This window comes from Photorhabdus tasmaniensis (genome assembly GCF_011189505.1).
GTDB classification, from domain to species: domain Bacteria; phylum Pseudomonadota; class Gammaproteobacteria; order Enterobacterales; family Enterobacteriaceae; genus Photorhabdus; species Photorhabdus tasmaniensis.
On sequence record NZ_PUJU01000008.1, the window covers coordinates 53345 to 72227 of the forward strand.

The following is an 18883-nucleotide window of genomic DNA, read 5'->3' on the forward strand; positions in this document are numbered from 1 at the left end:
GTATGACGCAGTCCAACTCTACCAACTATATTGAAGAATTGCTGCAAATGACGCCGCAAGCGAACGGGTTGCTGTTTCATGCATTAAAAGATGGAAATAGCGCCTATCACATCGGCGTGGCAATCAGCCTGAAAGTTGACGTCAGTGAAGAAGAGATTCTTGATGTATGGTGCCAGATACAGCAGTCACAGCCTGCTCTGCGATCGGTTTTTATCTGGAAAGGGATTCGTGTTCCCCATCAGGTCATATACGCATTGCCGCGAATCCCGATTGAATATGTCCGCGTTGATCCGGCTGACCCGCTGCCGTCGAGAAAACAACGCTGCCTTGATTGGCTGGCTCAGTCGAAAACGACGCCGTTTGAGTTGGACACAGAAGTGTTCCGGATCGTTTGCTTCCACGATGTTCCTGCGGGAACCGTAAGCATCACCTTCTCTTTTCACCATATTCTGATGGATGGCTGGAGTAGCTCGCTGCTGATTTCCCTTTGGCTACAGGGATTGCGTAAACAAAAGATCGTCTCTCTGACCTCACGACTGTATGCGCAACAACTCTGGAAAGGGTTAAGTAAAGACGATCTGGGGCTCAGTCGTGAATACTGGCGAAGTGTTTTTCAACGCCTGCCTGACGGCGAAGCCTCTGCGACGACAAAACTGCTGGTTGAACCACTGTTCCGTTCCTCTGAACATGCCGCGACCAAGCGAAAACCAGGCGAAAAAGTGGTGGTGAACAGCATGTGGGACGAAGAGCGCAAAGCGGCGATAGAGTCGCTTTGTCGCCACGCTGGTGTTACTCCGGCAAGCTTCGTCTATTTGTGTTGGGCACTGGTGCTGACCAAGTTTACCTTCCAAAAAACTGTCGCTTTCGGCTGCACGTTTTCCGGAAGAGGAGCGGCTTTGACGCAAAACACCGATTGCCAACCTTTGGGGCTGTTCATTAATACTGTGCCGTTGATTTTTACGCTCGATGGCAAATGGAACTTAGAGACGGCGTTGCGCGCTGTTTTTCAGGCGCTACAACAGACGCAGAAACATGAAAAAACGCCGCCCCTGGCGATAAGAGAAGAGGCGGGGATACGTGACGAACTCTATGACTCTATCGTCGTCTTCGATAACTATCCCATCGATGCCACGTTACAGGACACCGGTTATGGTGCGTTTCTGACGGATTTACACAGCGAAGAGACGACGCATTTCGGTCTGACTCTGACAGTTTCTGGCGTGGAACGATGGCAAGTCGGGTTAAGTGCGGGAGAGGCTTTTGAAGGTGATCCTGACGCGGTAAAAACGGTGTTTAACGCTTTTGAATCTTTGGCGGCGGATTGGGTTAAGGGTTCCACGGATGTGTTGGTTGAAGATCTGGTTTTAAAACTCAGTCCGGACGGCGCAGAGGGACTCTCTCTGGTGATGGGGGAGCAAAATGCGCAAATGCCGGATATCAATGCATTGCTGCTAGGTATTTATCAGCGCCTTAGTGAGTCTCCCCCAGAGATAAGTTTGATCGTCGGACAGCATCGGATCAGCAATCACGCGCTGTTGCAGGGTGTTTGCGCCTTGCAGGAACGGCTACAGGTATCGGGTTTCGTCCCTGGCGACAGAGTGGCTGTCCACCTTGAAAAGGGGCTGTTATCCACTCAGGCGATACTGGCGATACTGTTCAGTGGCGGTAGTTACTTCTATGTAAACCCAAAAGATCCGCTGCCACGCAAAAAAAACCTGTTAGCTTTGGCGGATTGCAGCATTGTCTTATGTGGCGCTTCTCTGAACGGGGAGATCAGCGCTGACATCGGTCGTCACTTGTTGTTGGATGTTGAGGCGGAGATGACATTGCCGCCGTCCTCTGATGAATTGACGCTATGGCGCAACCGGCGGCCTAAAGATGAGTTTTACTTCATTTTCACTTCAGGAACCACCGGCACGCCTAAAGGCATCTCCATCCGTAATGAATCGGTGGCGAACCTGCTGGATTGGTTTGTCAGGGAAACCGGCCTTGCGCCTGCTGACCGGGTGCTCGGGCTGACTGATCTGAATTTCGACCCCAGTGTGGAAGATCTGTTTGGTAGCTTTGTTGTCGGCGCTACCCTGATATATCCATCACCCAATGGATTGTTGGAGCGACAGACGTTCATCGATCTGCTGCGGGATGAGTCAATCACTTTAATCAACTTTATTCCTGGGGCCATCGCACAACTCATTCAAGGTGCGCCATTCTTCCCTGCTATGCGATTGTGGGTATTCGGAGGCGAAGAGTTACCTAAACGGCTCAGGGACGATTTGCTGAAGCAGGGCTACGCCGTCAACAATCACTATGGTCCCAGTGAGACAACTGTGGATTGCCTCAACGCCAAACAGTCTCTTGCCACGGAAATATCCTTAGGCTGGCCAATTCAAAACGTTACCGCCTACTGTGCAGACGTATTCGGCAAGCCATTACCCGCGGGTGTCCGCGGTGAGCTTTGGGTGGGAGGCCGGGCGGTCGCTTATGGCTACGCGACCAATTCGCTTGAATCTAATAAATATTTCGTCAAATACAATGAACAATCTTTTTATCGCACTGGCGACGCGGTCACTTTTTCTCGTGACTCTGGCTTTAAGTACCTGGGGCGGATTGACGATCAGGTGAAGGTGAACGGCGTTCGCATTGAGCCACGTGAACTGGAGCGCACCGTTGAGATGTTAGAGGCGGTTAAAGCCTGTTGTTTGCTGCCGGCGACGGTGTGGGAGGGGAAACGACAATGGCATCTTTTCGTCGATAGCGGTGAACAGCCTGCGATGCTGGGGGCCCGTGTGCGAGAACACATCCGCCAGCATTTTCCTGAGTCGTGGACGCCTGCGCTCATTGTGGTTGTAGACGGTTTTGAACGCACTATTACCGGCAAGGTTGATCGTAAGCGACTACAGGAGTACGCGACCCAACGACTGCAAACGCAAGCTTCCATGAATTATGCGCCGTTGACAGACGCTGTAGAAGCAAAAGTGCAGGCTATCTGGAGCACGGTTCTGGAAAACAAGGTCGTTGCTGCAAACATTAATTTCTTCGATGCAGGTGGCGATTCGATAAAGATAATCGCACTGCAATCCCAGATGCAGCAGGCATTCAACCAGGAGATCGGCGTTGCCGTCTTATTCGAGTACCCAACCATTGCATCCTTCGCAGATTGGATCAAGCAGAGCAATTTGTCTGCCGAAAATGCAGACAACGAAGTCGTTCGATCCGATTCTGGCAAGCAGACATCCCAAGAATCTACTCTCTCGTCGGCCCGGTCAGGTAAAAGCAGACTGGCGGACAGGCGGCGTAAAGTAAGAGGAAGTTTAGTATTATGAAGCGTGAATATACCGGTAATGAAGTGGCTATTATTGGCATTGCTTGCAGATTTCCCAAAAGTCCGGATTGGCGAAGCTTTTGGAACAATCTGTCGGCGGGGCGGGAATTGGTGTCGTTTTTCTCTCGGGAAGAACTTTTGGCCGCTGGCGCGCCGCCCGAGATCATCGACCTTCCCAATTACGTCCCTGCGAAAGCCTCCCTTGAGGATGCCGAATGCTTTGATTATGAATTTTTCGGCTACTCGCAACGGGAAGCGCGGAAAATGGACCCGCAACTCCGGGTGCTGCACGAAGTCAGTTTCAACGCCTTTCTTGACGCGGGATTGTCCCCTGGTGAGTCGATGTTAAACGCCGGTGTTTTTATCGGTTCTACGTTGAATCTGGCGCGACTGGATCAATTCACGGGAGCCAGTCAGGATATCTCGGAAATGTTCGATGTCGGCAACTATAACGACCCGGCTGCGTTCGCTGCACAAATTGCCTATCGCATGAAATTGAATGGACCCGCGGTGCACGTGCAGACTGCCTGCTCGACTTCATTGTCTGCGGTACATCTGGCCTGTAAAGCGCTTCTGGCGGGCGAGTGCGAAATGGCGCTGGCTGGTGGCGCATGCATCACTGACCCGGTGGCGGGGGGCTACTTGTATCAGGATGGTATGATCCTATCGCCCGATGGGCACTGTAAGACGTTTGCCGATGACAGTAAAGGCACGGTGAACGGCAACGGCGTGGGGATAGTGCTGTTAAAGCTTTTGGAAGACGCACTCGCGGACGGCGACCCTATTCACGCGGTTATCGTCGAATCCGGCATGAACAATGACGGTGATAGAAAAGTGAGCTTTGAGGCTCCCAGCATCCAGGGACAGGCGGAGGTCATCTCGCAGGTATATCGGGTAGCGGGTATGCCATTTTCGAGTCTGGGCATGATTGAGGCGCACGGTACCGCTACCATACTTGGCGACCCCATCGAAATTCAGGCGCTGAATAAGGTCGCCCGCGAACTGCTCTCTCCGGACGAACTCAGTCAATTCCGCTGTGCTGTGGGCAGTGTTAAGTCCAACATGGGGCATCTGGATTCCGCCGCCGGTATCGCCGGACTGATAAAGGCGGCCTTGAGCGTCCGCTTTGGTAAAATTCCGCCTTCGTTGCACTTCAATAAACCAAATCCGCATCTGGCGCTGGATAAGACGCCGTTTTGGGTGCCGACTCAAACCGCTGATTGGCCGGCACCTCAGGCGATTCGGCGCGCTGGCGTCAGCTCATTCGGCATAGGTGGAACTAATGTCCATATGTTGCTTGAACAGCCGCCGGAAGCCGTGGGTAAAGACAACGTTCTTTACTTAAAAAGCAATACTGGCTTTGTAGAGAACAAGGAATCCGCGCAGATATTGCCGCTCTCGGCCAAATCCCCTTGGGCGCTGGCGCGATTGGCGGAGGCTTATTCGACCCACCTCAGCGTAGTTAAAGAGGGATCTACTAACCTGGAAGTCATTGCCCGGCAGTTGCAGGAAAACCGGACCGAATACCCTTGTCGTGCTGCCTTTGTCGCTAACAATAGCGACGATTGGAAACGGCAGCTTGATAACTGGACTCTGATGGACGGTGCTTATGAAACAATGACGGCGCTTATTTGGCTATTTCCTGGGCAGGGTACGCAATCGCCGGAAATGGGCCTGCGCCTGGCGGCGGAATATCCGGAGTTCGGCGACATCTATCTTGGTCTGTTGGATAAAGCAGCGGCCTTATTGTCTGTTAATAAAGAGACCTTAATCGAATGCGTTAAGCAGCCTGAACAACTGTCAACCTATTACCTCCAGCCCATTTTATACGCGGCTCAAGTATCGTTAGGCGTTTGGTTGCAGAGGCTTGGCTGTAAGCCCGCAGCTCTGTCCGGGTTTAGCCTAGGAGAATTCGCTGTGGCGGCAATTGCTGGCGTATTCAGCCCTGAGGAGGGGATGGAGTTGGTGGTCGCTCGGGCGCGGCTGATGGACTCCATGCCAAAAGGTGCCGTCTTTGCAGTCAGTGGTAAGAAAGGTTTTGACGGCGACTTTCCGGCAACGCTTTGGCGCATATCGGAACTCAGTCCGGGAACCTGGACGCTGGCTACAGAAGAAGGGATGGCCGCAGACGCAGAAAACTGGTTAACGCAGCAAGGCATTGCTTTCAAGAGAGTGGCAGTGTCCCACGCCTTCCATACCCCTTTGATTGAGCCGGCGGCGAAAGCGTTTGGTGACTTGCTGGAAAACTATAATCTGCAACCGGCACAGTGTGCTGTCTATTCAACCGTTTTGGGACGGAAAATCGAAGCGGATGAGATGCGTGATCCACAATACTGGATCAATCAAATGCTGGCCCCTGTGCAATGGGGTGCCGCCTTAAAGCAAATGGAGCAGGATCATCCTGCGTCACTCTTTGCACAAATAGGCGCTGGTATGGACCTGTTGCAGCACGCACGTAAATGGTTGCGTCTGGATGTGGAAAGGTTGGTTCCAACCTTCGGTGCCGGCGGAGCGGATCACGAGGTGAATGCGACGTTACAGTTTATTGCCAAGATCTGGACGCATGGCGGCGGCATTGAGTGGGTCAGGATTCATCCGCACGCATCTGCTGAATGTTCCATAACACGCCCCATAAAGAAAATGCACTTGCCCGGCCATGCTTTTGAACGTCATATCTGTTTCCAGCAAGAGCGCACTTTTCAACCGGGCGTAAAGGTGGCTCAGACCCTCTCATCTCTGTTTTTCGGCTCGCATTATTATGGATTGGAGTGGGAAAAAGTGAATGCGGCTGTGCCAGAAGGTACAACCAAATCGGAGGACATGCCGGCAACCTGGATAATTTGCCAACAGATCACGGAAAGAGAACTTAGCCTGGCCGGGGTACTGGGGCTGAATAACGGTAAATTGAAATTTATCGAATGTTCGTCCTGGCGGGGCGACTTCGCCAACATTTACACAGAATTGGAAGAGTGGTTGTCGCAACAAGGGCTACAGGCGTCTGCCGCTATGGATGTCATTGTCACCGGATTGCTGGATAATCTGGACGCGCGGCAGGCACAGTTCTGGGCGTTCTGGCTGCCCACTGTTCTGGCGAGATGGAGCGCAGCCCAACACTCTGAATCAAAAAAATCTGCGCCGAAAATGCGGTTGTTCTTTCCTGCGACGGAAATGGTTGCATGGAATGGTGCGGAGACGCTGAATGCAGAAAAAAACCAGCTTCTTGGCTCGTTGCTGATCCTACCGGAAGAGTATCCCAATATTACCGCCCTCTGTGTGGATCTGGAGAGTTCGGATGCGGAGAACGTTGCGCGTGGATTACAACCTTGGATAGATCAGGACGGGTACGGCGGTCAGTTCTACTGTTACCGCCTGGATGGCTTTTGGCAGCGGCGAGTCACTTCGCGCGTGCAAAAGCAGGTTTTGACGCACGCTCTGCCGGGCATCAGTCGCAACAGTTGGGTGCTTGTCACCGGTGCCAATGGCGGCATGGGCGCGGCTATCGCTGAACATTTAGCGCAGGTTTATCACTGTAATCTTTTACTGTTGGTGCGGAAGTTTCTGCCGAAAAAACGAGATTGGATGGCGGAGATTGAAAGCAATGGCCCCCACGCGGAGTTGCTGCAATGGGCGCTGAGTCTTGAAGCCAGGGGAAGCAGAGTAGAGTTGTTGCATGCGGATCTGGGCGACGATGAATCTCTAGAGAAAACTTTTGCGCCGGTATTCCAATTGGCGGCGCAAGGGGTGGGAATTGATTACGTGTTCCATACCGCTGGCCGGGGAGAGGGAGCGATGTTGCAGATGCGTTCTGAGGCGGAATCTGTTGCAACGTTGGCACCTAAGGTGACAGGAACCCGTTTCCTCTGCGATAACCTGGATAGACTTGGCGACCCGGCGCTGTTGTTGTTCTCCAGTCTGGGCAATTTACTGCCTAAGGAAAAGGTTGGGCAGATCGCCTATGTTGCAGCCAACGCCTGTCTGGAAGCTTATGCGGATCAGGTCCGTGGCAAAGGCGGTAAAGCGCTGGCTATTGCCTGGGATGATTGGGCGGAATCAGGTATGGCGACACGCTCCGCGCAACAATTGGATCTTGCGCTCAAGAACCCGGTGAAGGCTGCGACGTCCGGTACTTCAATCTGGCGGCAACCGTTGTATGCCAGGGACGATTGGTGGCTGGACGAGCATCGTATTGATGCGTCAACTGCCGTGATGCCTGCTATGGGAATGGTGGTTCTGGTCCATCGTGCATTGACCGAATTGCGAATTTCGGTAGTGGAAGCGTTCTCATTAGAGGAGGTTACCATTGAGAGACCGCTGGTGGTAGCTGACGACGCGGAGCTTGATATTGCGGTGGTCTTTGCGGACGACTTGGGCACTTTTGAGATATTCTCGGGCAACGGTGAGTTCTCCCGTGAGGCTTGGCTTAAACATGCTGGTGGTAAAATTAAACCCTGCGACGGTCATGTTTCGCTTTCCTCTGAAACCATCCCTTCTCAGCCTGTTCTGAACCTGTTTAGCGCCAGTGACAACATCGGCGTCAGTCCAAAAGGCGTGCTGACATTCGGCTCCCGCTGGCGAAACGTCATCTCGGTTGACCGGACTGCAACCAATGAAGTGGTGAATCTGTTACAGCTTCCAACCGCATACCAGGGCGAAGCAGAGGCATCAGGTCTTCATGTTGCGCTGTTGGATACCGCGACCTTGATCGCTTCTCCGGAGGATGAAGATGTGCAGTTTGCGCCCGCCTCAATCGGTGCGTTCACCCAATTCTCTCCCATGTGTGACAGAGTAAAAAGCCGCGTCCAGATACAGGATCTGGGCACCAACAAGTTGTTGCAGGTGAATATTTATTCGGAAGAGGGCGGTTTGCTGGTAGCGATTAATGATCTGCTGTTGGTTAACGTTTCTTCTGCGTTACAGGATGACAAGGCAGCGCTGGTTCAAGTTGCTGCTGATGATCGGGTGGATACAGCACGGCACACTGTCATGCGCCTGTGTGGAGGAGAAGAAGAAGGAGTGGGTTTCTCTTTTACTTCGCAGCTCGAAGCACGTAAAGAGCCCGGTCCACTGGACGTGGAAATTCAGGTTAAGGCGGTGGGACTTAACTTTAAAGACGTATTGATCGCTCTCGGCGTGTTGCCGGCTCCCGCTGACCCGACCATGACCTTTGGTCAGGAAGCGGCGGGTATTGTCACCCGTGTCGGGCGGGAGGTTAAAGGTGTTCACGTTGGTGACCGCGTGATGTGTGCAGGACATAGCTGTCTGGCTGAACACGTTGTTATGCCGCAACGCGTTGTCGCGCCGATTCCGCAGATGCTTGGTTTTCAACAGGCCGCAGGGGTTCCGGTCGCTTTTACCACCGCTTGGATCGCCTTAAAGCATGCCGCTAATTTGAAAAAGGGTGAACGCATCCTGATTCATTCCGCTGCCAGCGGTGTTGGCATGGCGGCAATGCAGATCGCTCTGTATTTGGGGGCAGAGGTTTGGGTGACTGCGGGCAGCGAAGAGAAGCGCCGGTTGCTTAAAAATATGGGTGCTCAAAGGGGGGCGAATTCCAGAACGCGGGAGTTTGGAGAAGCCTTCCGCAGTGAGCTGGGCGACCGGCCTTTCGATGTGATCCTCAATGCTCTAGCGGGGGAACTGCTGGAAGAAAGTATCTCCTTATTGGCACCACAAGGCCGATTCCTGGAGCTTGGCTTACGGGACATTCTGCAAAACTGGAAATTGGGACTGTCAATTTTTGCGGAGGGCGGCAGCTTCCACGCTGTGCAGGCGGGTGCCGAGCATCCTGCCTATCAGGAAGCCTGGGCTGAGGTGGCGGCGCTGTTGGAAGAGGAAACGCTTAAGCCTTTACCGACAAAGGTTTATCCCGTCAAAGAGATTGCCGACGCATTTCAGTTCATGGCCCAGGGGCGACATATCGGCAAGATTGTTATCGCAATGGAAGAGCGTAACAAAGCGGTCAGCTTTGTTGAAAAATTGCAGAAGGAGGGATTATCTAACCTGGAAGGAACGCAAATAGCCGTGGCTATGGCTGCGATTGTTCATCAAACCAGGTTGCCTTATATCGCTGTTTCCAAACTCCCCATCGGCTCTGTTCTGGAAAAGCAACTGCATACCCAGCAGATGTTGTTCAGTTCCGCTTCAACTCTGGATGTACAGGGAGCGGCCGGTGTATCTGCTGGCGAGTCGCTTAAAGGCGCGAATGCGGACGACTTACTACAGGCGATGCGCACCATGTTGGAAGGATTTCTGGGGATTAACGGTTTGGACGTGGACGTCAGCTTCTTCACCTTGGGCGCAACCTCGCTGGACCTCATTCAGTTCGCCAAAAGATTGGAACAACGATTGGCGCGGGAGATACCGGTGGCATTGTTGTTTAAGGCAGCCTCCTTGCGGGAGTTGAGCAAAGAGCTGGCGCCGTCGCAATCCACGGAAGGCGAACCACAGACGCCGCAACAAGGGCTGGGAGATAAACGCCGCACGTTGCAGGCCCGTCGCAAATTGCGCAGTGCAGTGTCCGGGCAGGAGAGCGAAGTCAATGAGTAACGTTGGATTGATCCGCTTAGGCGTCTTTTTAGTTGTAATCTACCTTGCGCTGGTAGGACGCGCTTTCGCCGACACCATCAGCCTGAAACAAGCCGCTGATCTGGAGCGGGTTATTGGTGACCTAAGCCGTCGTTGGGATGTCGATCAGGTTCCTACTGGGGGAATGAGCGTCGTAGTCGGCGATAAAGTTCGCACGCTGCGACTGGGCAAGGCGGAAGCGGGTGTGTTTGAACTCGCCTCTTGCTCCAAAGCCTTTACCGGATTGCTGATTGCGGTGCTGGAGCGGGAAGGCGTACTCAACCGGCAGGACGTTATTACGCAGTGGATACCGGAGTTGGCGGAGCGCCCGGAAATGGGGTACTCCGCAATTCAGATTAAAAACCTGCTGTTCCATACCAGCGGCATCGCAGGAGATACTCTCGACCTCCTGCAACCTAACAGTGCTCCTGATGCTTTATCGCAACTGCCGGCATTGTTGAAGGCGATCCCGCTGGCCTATCCGGTCGGTGCCAGGGAAGAGTACGCCACGCTGAATTACAGCCTGTTGGGTTTGGTGGCTGAACGGGCTACGGGGAAATCGTTTGCGACACTGTTGCGGGAAAAAATCTTTTTGCCTTTGGGAATGAAGGATACGACGGTGGAGGGGGGCGCTGCTGCGCCTGCGGGTGTCCCGGGGTATAAAATCAGCTTTATCTCCGCCCGGCCGTATGACGCGCCCCGTTATTGGCAAAATACGCCGGCAGGTTATGTGCTCAGTACTCCGCAGGATATGGCTATTTGGTTGCAGTTCTTGCTCCACCGGTTGCCGCTGAGTCACGGCGATGGTGATAGCGATAAAAAGTTGTCTGCGTTATACGCGGCGTTGGAGCAGGCGAAACGTCCTTATGGGGGGAATGGCGACGCGGGATACGCCTATGGCTGGGATGTGGAAACCGAAGCAACCACCAGTTGGAGCCACCCAGGGCAGAATCCTAACGCCACAGCTTATATCGCGTTTGACCCGAAGGCCGGCGTGGGCGTTTCCTTATTGGGTAATAGCAACAGCCCCCAAGTGATTCAACTGGGGCAGGCGATATTTGAACACCTGCGCAGTGTCTCGTCGGAAAGCCTGCCGGAGAGTTTCTCCGCTGACATGGGAGACCGGGTTTCCACGGTAGCGGCGGGTATTTTCTGGCTGGGTGGAACGCTGATTTTACTGGCGGTAATGTATAAAAGAGGGGAAAAGGATAAAGGCGGGAGTGATGAGACTGACGCTGACAACGCAAGTGTTCTCGTGAGCCGTGTGGAGAGCGCGATAATACAGGAAAGCTTCGTGCAGTCCGCTGAAAACAGAGGTTGGCGGTCTTTCCTCTGTCAGCTTATCATGCAGAACGTGGCTCTTGTGTCCGTGTTTGCGATTATCCCTCATCTGTTATTAGGATTGGGCTGGTCAAATCTGCTTATTTGGGGGCCCTTAAGTCTGCCTGTTGCTGCCATAGGGCTGATCTTCTTCATCAACGCCGTCCTGCTGTTCTTTTTCCTGGTGGTGCAATCCAGCGGCAGATACACAAGCAAGACATTTTCCTCTCTGATGATCGCCAAAGTTGTTGGTCTGACGGTCATTTCCGGACTGCTCAATTCCGCGTTGGTCCTATGCATCATCCAGGCTATCGAAAGTCCGTCGGCGAATTTGCTGTACAGCGCCGTTCTGCTGTTCAACTGCATCTACTTCTATATTTCCGCACGTCGAGCGGCAGAACAACAGATTATGCGCTTTGGGCACTCTTTTGTGCAGGGCTGGAGGATGGAGATCATTCGAAAACTGCTGGCGTCGGATTATAAAAACATTGAGCAATTATCGCCGGGGAAAATACAGTCTGTCATTGGGGAGGATTCGCAAGAGCTGGCTAAAAGCGTCCTGGCTTTCGTTCCTTTCTTCGCCAATTTGTTAACTATCGTCTTTTTATTCTCCTATTTGATGGTGTTCAAGTCGCCCCTGGCTACCTCTATGCTGTTGGTCTGCGCATTGCCTATGATCGGGCTCTATTACTACGTTTCCGAACGCGCCAATCGCATCATGCCTCAGGCATTAGGCACCCGTAGCGAGTTTATGGATACCGTGGAGGATTTGCAGAAAGGCTACAAAGGACTGCGGCGTGAAGCGATAAAACGCAGTTTCTATCGTCATGCACAGGTCGTGTCGGATCGTTTTAAGGCTTTGAGAATTCAGTACGACCGCGGCTTTTTAAATGCGTTTTTTATCGGTGAGTCATTGCTCACGGCGTTACTGGTTGCGGTGGCTTTGGCGTTTCCGCTGTTGATTCCCCGTTTTGACGGCGACGCGTCGAAAGAATATCTGATCATTCTGCTCTACCTCATCGGGCCGCTTAATGCGGTGATGGCGGCCATGCCTGAGCTGATTAGGCTGAAGAGTCTCGTGAATAATATGGTGGCGTTCAGTCAGTCGATGCAGGCCGACTCTCCATCAGAGACGCCATCGCCAATTCAGGACGTGAAGACACTCGAACTGTCTGCTGTACGTTTTCACTACCCGGCTACGACAGGAGAGGGGGAGCGCTTCGGTGTAGGGCCAGTCTCATTGAGGGCGGAAAGGGGGAAAAGCTATTTCCTGACCGGCGGCAATGGCTCTGGTAAGAGTACGCTGGCTATGATTCTGGCGGGCTTGTATGCGCCTGCGCAAGGGACGATAAAGATAAACGGCGAAGCTGTTTCCCAACGTCAATTGCTGGAGCAGACGCAGGCAATCTTCAGCGACAATTGGTTACTTAAACGGGTTTATGACCCTGCTTTATTGCAGTCGCGGGAAGTTGTCAATCAGAATATAGCGTCGTTGGGGCTTGCCCAAAAAGCGACTCTTTTGTGTGACGGCGCTTTCGACAACATCAAGTTGTCAACAGGCCAACGCAAGCGTCTTTCTTTGGCCATGCTGTTGGCCGATCCCAGCCCTCTGGTGGTTCTGGACGAATGGGCTGCTGATCAGGATCCTCGCTCCAAAGCCAGATTTTATCAGGAATGGCTTCCTATGTTGAAAGCCCAGGGACGCATCGTTTTTGTCGTGACCCATGATGACGAATATTTTTCGGAGGCTGACGCCCTGATCACCATGAAAAACGGTCAACTTATTGAGTTAAAGGAAAAGAGTTATGCTTACTAAGCCGTTGTTGCAGTCGCTGCCTGATGAAGATCTTGGACGGATGGATTTTCAAGTTGAAATACGGGGGCATCGGGTAGCGTTGGGTGAAGTTGAAGCGTTCCTGATGAAGCATCCGGCCGTATACGACGCAGTTGTGCTGGCGCAGGGTGAGAGCGAGGAAGAGAAGCATTTGGTCGGTTTTGTCATTGCCTCGGAGCGGGCCTTGCAGCGTCAGTCCCGGGACGGCGTGAAAGAGAGCATTCAACGGTTTATTGAAGGTGTAGCGCCAGATTACATGAGACCCGTCGCCATCGTTATTGTCAGCGACTTTCCTTTATCCGTCAGCGGTAACATTGACCGCAAAGCCTTTCCGGTCGTTGCCTCCGGGGAATTCACCGAACAGGATTTTGAGCCGCCGGAAAATGCGTTGGAACAAACCCTGGTTGAGGTATGGAGCGAGCTGCTCGGCGTTAAAAATATCAGCAGGAATTCACACTTCTTTAACTTGGGCGGCCACTCTCTGCTTACTGTAAAAATGATGCTGGCTCTGCGTCGCCGTGGATTCATTGTGGATGCGCACACGCTGTACCAGCATCCTGTATTATCCGAGTTGGCGACGCAGTTGCGGGCGTACGACCCACTGGGGGCTGGATCCGAAATAATGCGGCGCTCTACGGCGGAAGCGTCTCACTGGGCGCAGCTCACCCAAACGGAAATCGACGCTCTGGCTGCCGTCATTCCCGGCGGTCTCGCCAATATTAAAGATATTTGTCCCTTGGGGCCGTTGCAGCAGGGAATGATCTATCACTATCTAACGAATTTGGCGGGAGATCCCTATGTGCTCTGGCAAGTTGCCCGTTTCCGTAACGCAGACTTATTGCACGCTTATATCGACGCCTTGCGCCGCACTATTGCCCGTTACGACGCGTTTCGCGTCAGCATCCATTACGAAGGGCTTTCCCAGCCGGTCCAAGTGGTTTGGCGGGAAGCAGAATTAACAGCGCAAGAGCTGAGACCCGCGACGGATTGCGACGATCCGCTGGCCGCATTGAAACAATATTGCGACCCCGCTATGCAGCGTTTCGATATTGCCAAGGCACCTTTACAGCGTTGTTTTTATTGCTATGACGCGAAACGGGATGAGTGGGTGTTGCTTCACTTGCTCCACCACATGGCAGTGGATCATGTGACGGTAGAAAAAATGCTACAGGAAATAGAAGCACAACTGCTTTCAGAACCGCTTGAACCGACTTCGCCCATTTCGTTCAGGCAGGAGAGGGAGGGGCTTTTCAACGCAATTGGTGCAGAAGAGCAAAAAGCATTCTTCGACACTATGTTGCGGGATTATGAGCCGGCTCCAGCGCCTTTTGGCGCAGATGAATATTTGGGAGGCGACGCTGTGGTGGTGGAAGCCTGGCGGCCATTGCAGGAACATTTGTGCGATCAAATACGTCAACAGGCTAAAGCGCACGGCGTCAGCGTCGCTGCGGTTTTTCATCTGGCCTGGGCCAGGTTAATCGCTTGCCTGACTGGGCGCGACGACGTTGTCTTCGGCACGGTCTTGCTGGGGCGCATGTTTGCGGGCATGGGCTCCGAAAATGCAATGGGGCAGTTCATCAACACACTGCCGATTCGGGTGCGTTTGGATAACCTTCCTGTACTTGAATGTCTCTGGGGTGTTCAGGATACCCTGATGCAGTTGGTCAAACATGAACAAGCTCCATTGGCGCTGGCGCAGAAATCGGCACAAACGCAGGGAACGACGCCTCTGTTCACCTCATTGCTGAATTATCGCCACAGTGAGATGCGGAACGTCCCTTCGCAAGACCCATTTCAGGCTGTGAATCCTTCCTCCATGGATGGACTCAGTTATTCCGGAATTATGGAGCGGACCAGTTATCCGATTTCTATCAATGTCGATGATTTCGCCAAAGACTTTGTCATCAATGCGCAGGTTGAACAGGGCCTTGATCCTGAGCTGATTTGTGACTACTTCCAGACGACGTTGCAGGAAATCGTCGCTGCGCTGGAAAGTGCGCCGGAAAGAGGAATTGGTCGGATTAACGCGTTGCCGGCACAGGAAAAAGACAAACTAGTGCGGCAATGGAACCAAACTGAGTCTGACTTTCCGCAACAGACTTGCCTTCATACCTTGATTGAGGAGCAGGCGCAACGGACGCCGGACGCTATTGCCGTTGTGTTTGAAAATGAGGCGTTGAGCTATGCGCAATTGAACCAAAAAGCGAACCAACTGGCCCGGTTTCTAAGAGCGGATCTGGACGTTGGCCCGGATACGCTGGTGGGAGTCTGCATGGAGCGCAGCATAGAAATGGTGGTTGCGTTGCTGGCCGTGCTGAAAGCCGGGGGAGCTTATGTGCCTCTTGATCCTCACTATCCCGGCGATAGGCTTGATTACATGCTGCGTGATGCCGCTCCCCGGGCCTTGCTGTCTCATGGTGAGGTGCCGGCTGCGGTGCGCGCGCTGTTGGTTGAATACGCCACGGGCGCTGGTGCTAACGTAATCGACCTGAATGAGGATGCACCGAAATGGTCCGGACAAGACGTCGGCAATCTGCTGCTGGCGGAAAGAGGGCTGACTTCCTCCCATCTGGCGTATGTTATCTATACCTCTGGATCAACAGGGCGGCCGAAAGGCGTTATGAATGAGCACCGTGGTGTCGTCAATCGTCTGGTGTGGATGCAAAAGGCGTATCGACTGAGTGCGGATGACGCTGTTCTGCAAAAAACGCCTTTCAGTTTCGATGTGTCCGTTTGGGAATTTTTCTGGCCGCTGATGTACGGTTCCCGTTTGGTAGTGGCGAAGCCCGAAGGACATAAAGACCCCGCTTATCTGAATGCTTTGATCCGGAAACATCGGATAACCACCCTGCATTTCGTGCCGTCAATGCTGTCCGTCTTTTTGGATCAGGCTTCGCCAGAAGTTGGCGCTTGTCTGCAACGGGTGTTTTGCAGCGGCGAGGCGTTGCCGGCGCGCAGTGTGCATCGGTTTCGGGAGCGGTTCGCCAATGTTGAATTACACAACCTGTATGGGCCGACCGAGGCGGCGATTGACGTAACCGCCTGGAATTGCGGTCTTGCCAAGACGGGAGGGGTGATCCCGATAGGTCGGCCTATTGATAACATCCAGCTCTATATTCTCGACGCTTATAGCCAGCCGTGCCCGGTTGGCGTAGCGGGCGAGCTTCATATCGCTGGGGTGGGCGTGGCGCGCGGGTATCTGAACCAACCCGAACTGACAGCGGAAAAGTTCATCAAAGATCCCTTTAATCCAGTGTTAGGACACGTCATGTACCGGACCGGCGATCTGGCTCGGTATCTGCCTGGCGGCAACATTGAATATCTGGGGCGTAATGATTTCCAGGTCAAGTTACGCGGCTTCCGCATTGAGTTGGGCGAAGTGGAAGCCGCGTTGTTATCACACGACAGTGTGAAAGAGTGTGTGGCGCTGGTACGTGAGGATATTCCGGGGGATGCCCGTTTGGTTGCCTATGTAATGTCGGTCGCCGACTATGCTGATAGGTGCCTAGAGGAGCTGAATCAAGCACTGAGAGCACATTTACAGGCACGTTTACCCATGTTTATGATGCCGTCCAACATCCTTTGGCTGGATGCGTTTCCTCTTACCGCTAACGGCAAACTGGATCGCAAAGCGTTGCCGTCTCCTACTGATGCGTCAATAGCGCAAACGACGACGGCGCAGCCTCCCCGCAACGGGACGGAAGCCAGATTGGCTAAACTGTGGGCTGAGTTGCTCAATACGAATGCGATTGGGCGTCAATCCCACTTTTTTGAAGCTGGCGGGCATTCATTGCTGGCTGTTGCGCTAATGACGCGGATACAGCAGACGTTCAGCGTATCATTGTCTCTGGGCGTGATCGTAAGGCATTTGGATCTGGCATCGCAAGCCGGGCTCATCGATGCTGAAATAGCAAGGGGAAGCGAGAAACGGAAGCCTGAATTTGCGCACTCACCGGAGCAAACCGGGGCGGTGCCTGTGGATTGGATTCGGGCGTTACCGGCGCAGAAAGCTATATACAAAGCGGTAAAACTTAATCCTCAAGACTTGAGTAACAACAGCTTTATCGCTTTGTCGTTTGATGGTGAAGATGAACCTGATCTTAAACAGCTGCGCAACCTGATGCAGTCGGTATTTTCCCGTCATGAAAGCCTCAGTGCGCAATTCATTCTTGCAGACAGTGAACTTTATTTGCGGTCTGCCAGACGTTTCGTATTCCGACTGGAGAAACGTCAAAGTCTGGGCTCTCTGGAAGAAGACCTGCGCGATTTTATTCGTCCATTTTCGCTGGAGGACGGCATGAATGTCCGCGGACGGTGGGTGGTCGATGAACGGCGTCCACTTTTGCTGTTGGATTTTTCTCATGCTTGCATTGATGGTTCTGGTTTGATGCAAATACTTAACGAGTTGGCTGCTGAAAGCGATGAAGCTCCCTTGGGCGCCAGTTTGGCGACCTATTCTCAGCTTTTCTATAGCAGGGGATTTGCGACTCTGCGGCAAGAACACGCGGATTTCTGGCGAGCACAGTTGCAGGGTTGGTCACCTCCTGTTCATGTGGAAGACACCCAACTGGTCACACGTACTTGTCTCATTACCCTGGATGCTAGACGTAAAGTGCAGGTTGAAGCGCTCACGTCACGATTGAAGATCACGGTTCCTGAATTCTTCATGGCGGTATTTTTGCTGTTTAAAACTCGTTTGGATAATCAACCAGATCAACTTACCTCCATGATATTTCATGGCCGGGACCGGTTGGAACAGCAGGAGGTTATCGCTCCGCTGATGGCGGTTTTGCCCGTGCGGGTAAGGTTGCGGAGTGAGGTGGCGCAGCAGGGGACACTGTGCGATATAAATAACTTAGAGATAGTGAGTGCAGCGGTGCGCGAAGCCTGCCGAAATTACCTGTTTGACGCTGAAGAATTAGCGGCGCTATATCCGGAGCTTTCCAAGAGGGCGCTGTCGCCCACGGCCTTTTTCGGTTACTTCCAAAAAGCGGGTTTTGACGGTTGTATCGCTGGCGCGTCCTGTCAGCAATTGGAGCTCCTCAACGTTTCAGGCGAACAATCGCACTGGAACCTGACATGTGAAGTTGCTGAACATGCTGCTGGTTTTGATGTACATCTGGAAGCTCTCTCGTTCAATGTGGGAAGCGATATAAGGGATTGGGAAGCACTGTTTAACTCGATTTTGCAAAGTGCGTTAAGTGTTGGGTGATATGAAAACTTTGGCTGTTATAAAAAGTAAAGTAGGAAGGCGCGGAAATGCTCGCTAATGATCCCATTGCAATAAATGCAAGAAAACAAGCACTAAAAGATTATGCCCGTCAACAACTGGATGCGGAATATCAGGGGTGTCCCTTTTTTGTGATGGCACCACCGGCGTCGGACACAGCGGTAGTCACTGCGTCATTCGCACTGGCGGAAAAACTGAATGACAGAATTTTCACCATGGCAGCGGCGTCTCCGTTGCATCGTTTGTCGCTGTTTTCCGCCTGCATCAAATATCTCGCATTTCTACACTGCCGTGAGCCGGAGGGGTGCTTGACTTGGGCCATCGGGGCGGAAGACATGACGGGGAACGTAACATCGGCGGCTTTATCCGCTGATTGTCCCGCGGGCGTTTATCTCGTTCCTGCCGAATGGTGCCTGACGGAAGCGGAGCTGGCGCAACCGGTAAAACGCCTGTTTGGTGATGAGCTTGCGCAATGGAAGCAAGTTGCTGTGTTGACATCCGGTATGTCGCCGCAATCGGTGTCTTCTGTCATGTCGCAATTGCCGCAAGTTCTGGTGGGTTACTCTGAAACGCAGTCGCCCTTTGAGAACATAGATACGACGAGTTATTCACT

The 18883-nt window shown here is 53.0% G+C and carries 5 protein-coding genes; 4 read left to right on the forward strand and 1 reads right to left on the reverse strand.

Annotation, left to right across the window (positions count from 1 at the left end; genetic code table 11):
• Positions 1 to 2 precede the first annotated feature (2 nt).
• Genes C5471_RS05250 through C5471_RS05265 form a run of 4 tightly spaced genes read left to right on the forward strand, consistent with a single transcriptional unit; the run spans position 3 to position 18252 of the window.
• Complete coding sequence (locus tag C5471_RS05250; RefSeq protein WP_166295693.1) at positions 3 to 3323, forward strand: AMP-binding protein; 3321 nt, start codon at positions 3 to 5, stop codon at positions 3321 to 3323.
• On the forward strand, positions 3320 to 9868 hold the full coding sequence (locus tag C5471_RS05255; protein ID WP_133815764.1) for a type I polyketide synthase: 6549 nt from the start codon (positions 3320 to 3322) through the stop codon (positions 9866 to 9868). Before C5471_RS05250 ends, C5471_RS05255 begins: the two co-directional genes overlap by 4 nt.
• Positions 9861 to 13022, forward strand: coding sequence for a serine hydrolase (locus C5471_RS05260; protein WP_133815763.1), 3162 nt, complete (start codon positions 9861 to 9863; stop codon positions 13020 to 13022). The genes C5471_RS05255 and C5471_RS05260 overlap by 8 nt, the downstream gene beginning before the upstream one ends.
• A complete protein-coding gene (locus tag C5471_RS05265; RefSeq protein ID WP_133815762.1) occupies positions 13012 to 18252 on the forward strand; it encodes a non-ribosomal peptide synthetase in 5241 nt (1746 codons plus the stop codon). The genes C5471_RS05260 and C5471_RS05265 overlap by 11 nt, the downstream gene beginning before the upstream one ends.
• A 282-nt stretch (positions 18253 to 18534) precedes the next feature.
• Here the strand turns inward: C5471_RS05265 and C5471_RS24205 are convergent, their stop codons facing one another.
• The gene (locus tag C5471_RS24205; protein WP_242688578.1) at positions 18535 to 18768 is read right to left on the reverse strand and encodes a hypothetical protein; all 234 of its coding nucleotides are present in this window, start codon (positions 18766 to 18768) and stop codon (positions 18535 to 18537) included.
• Positions 18769 to 18883 lie beyond the last annotated feature (115 nt).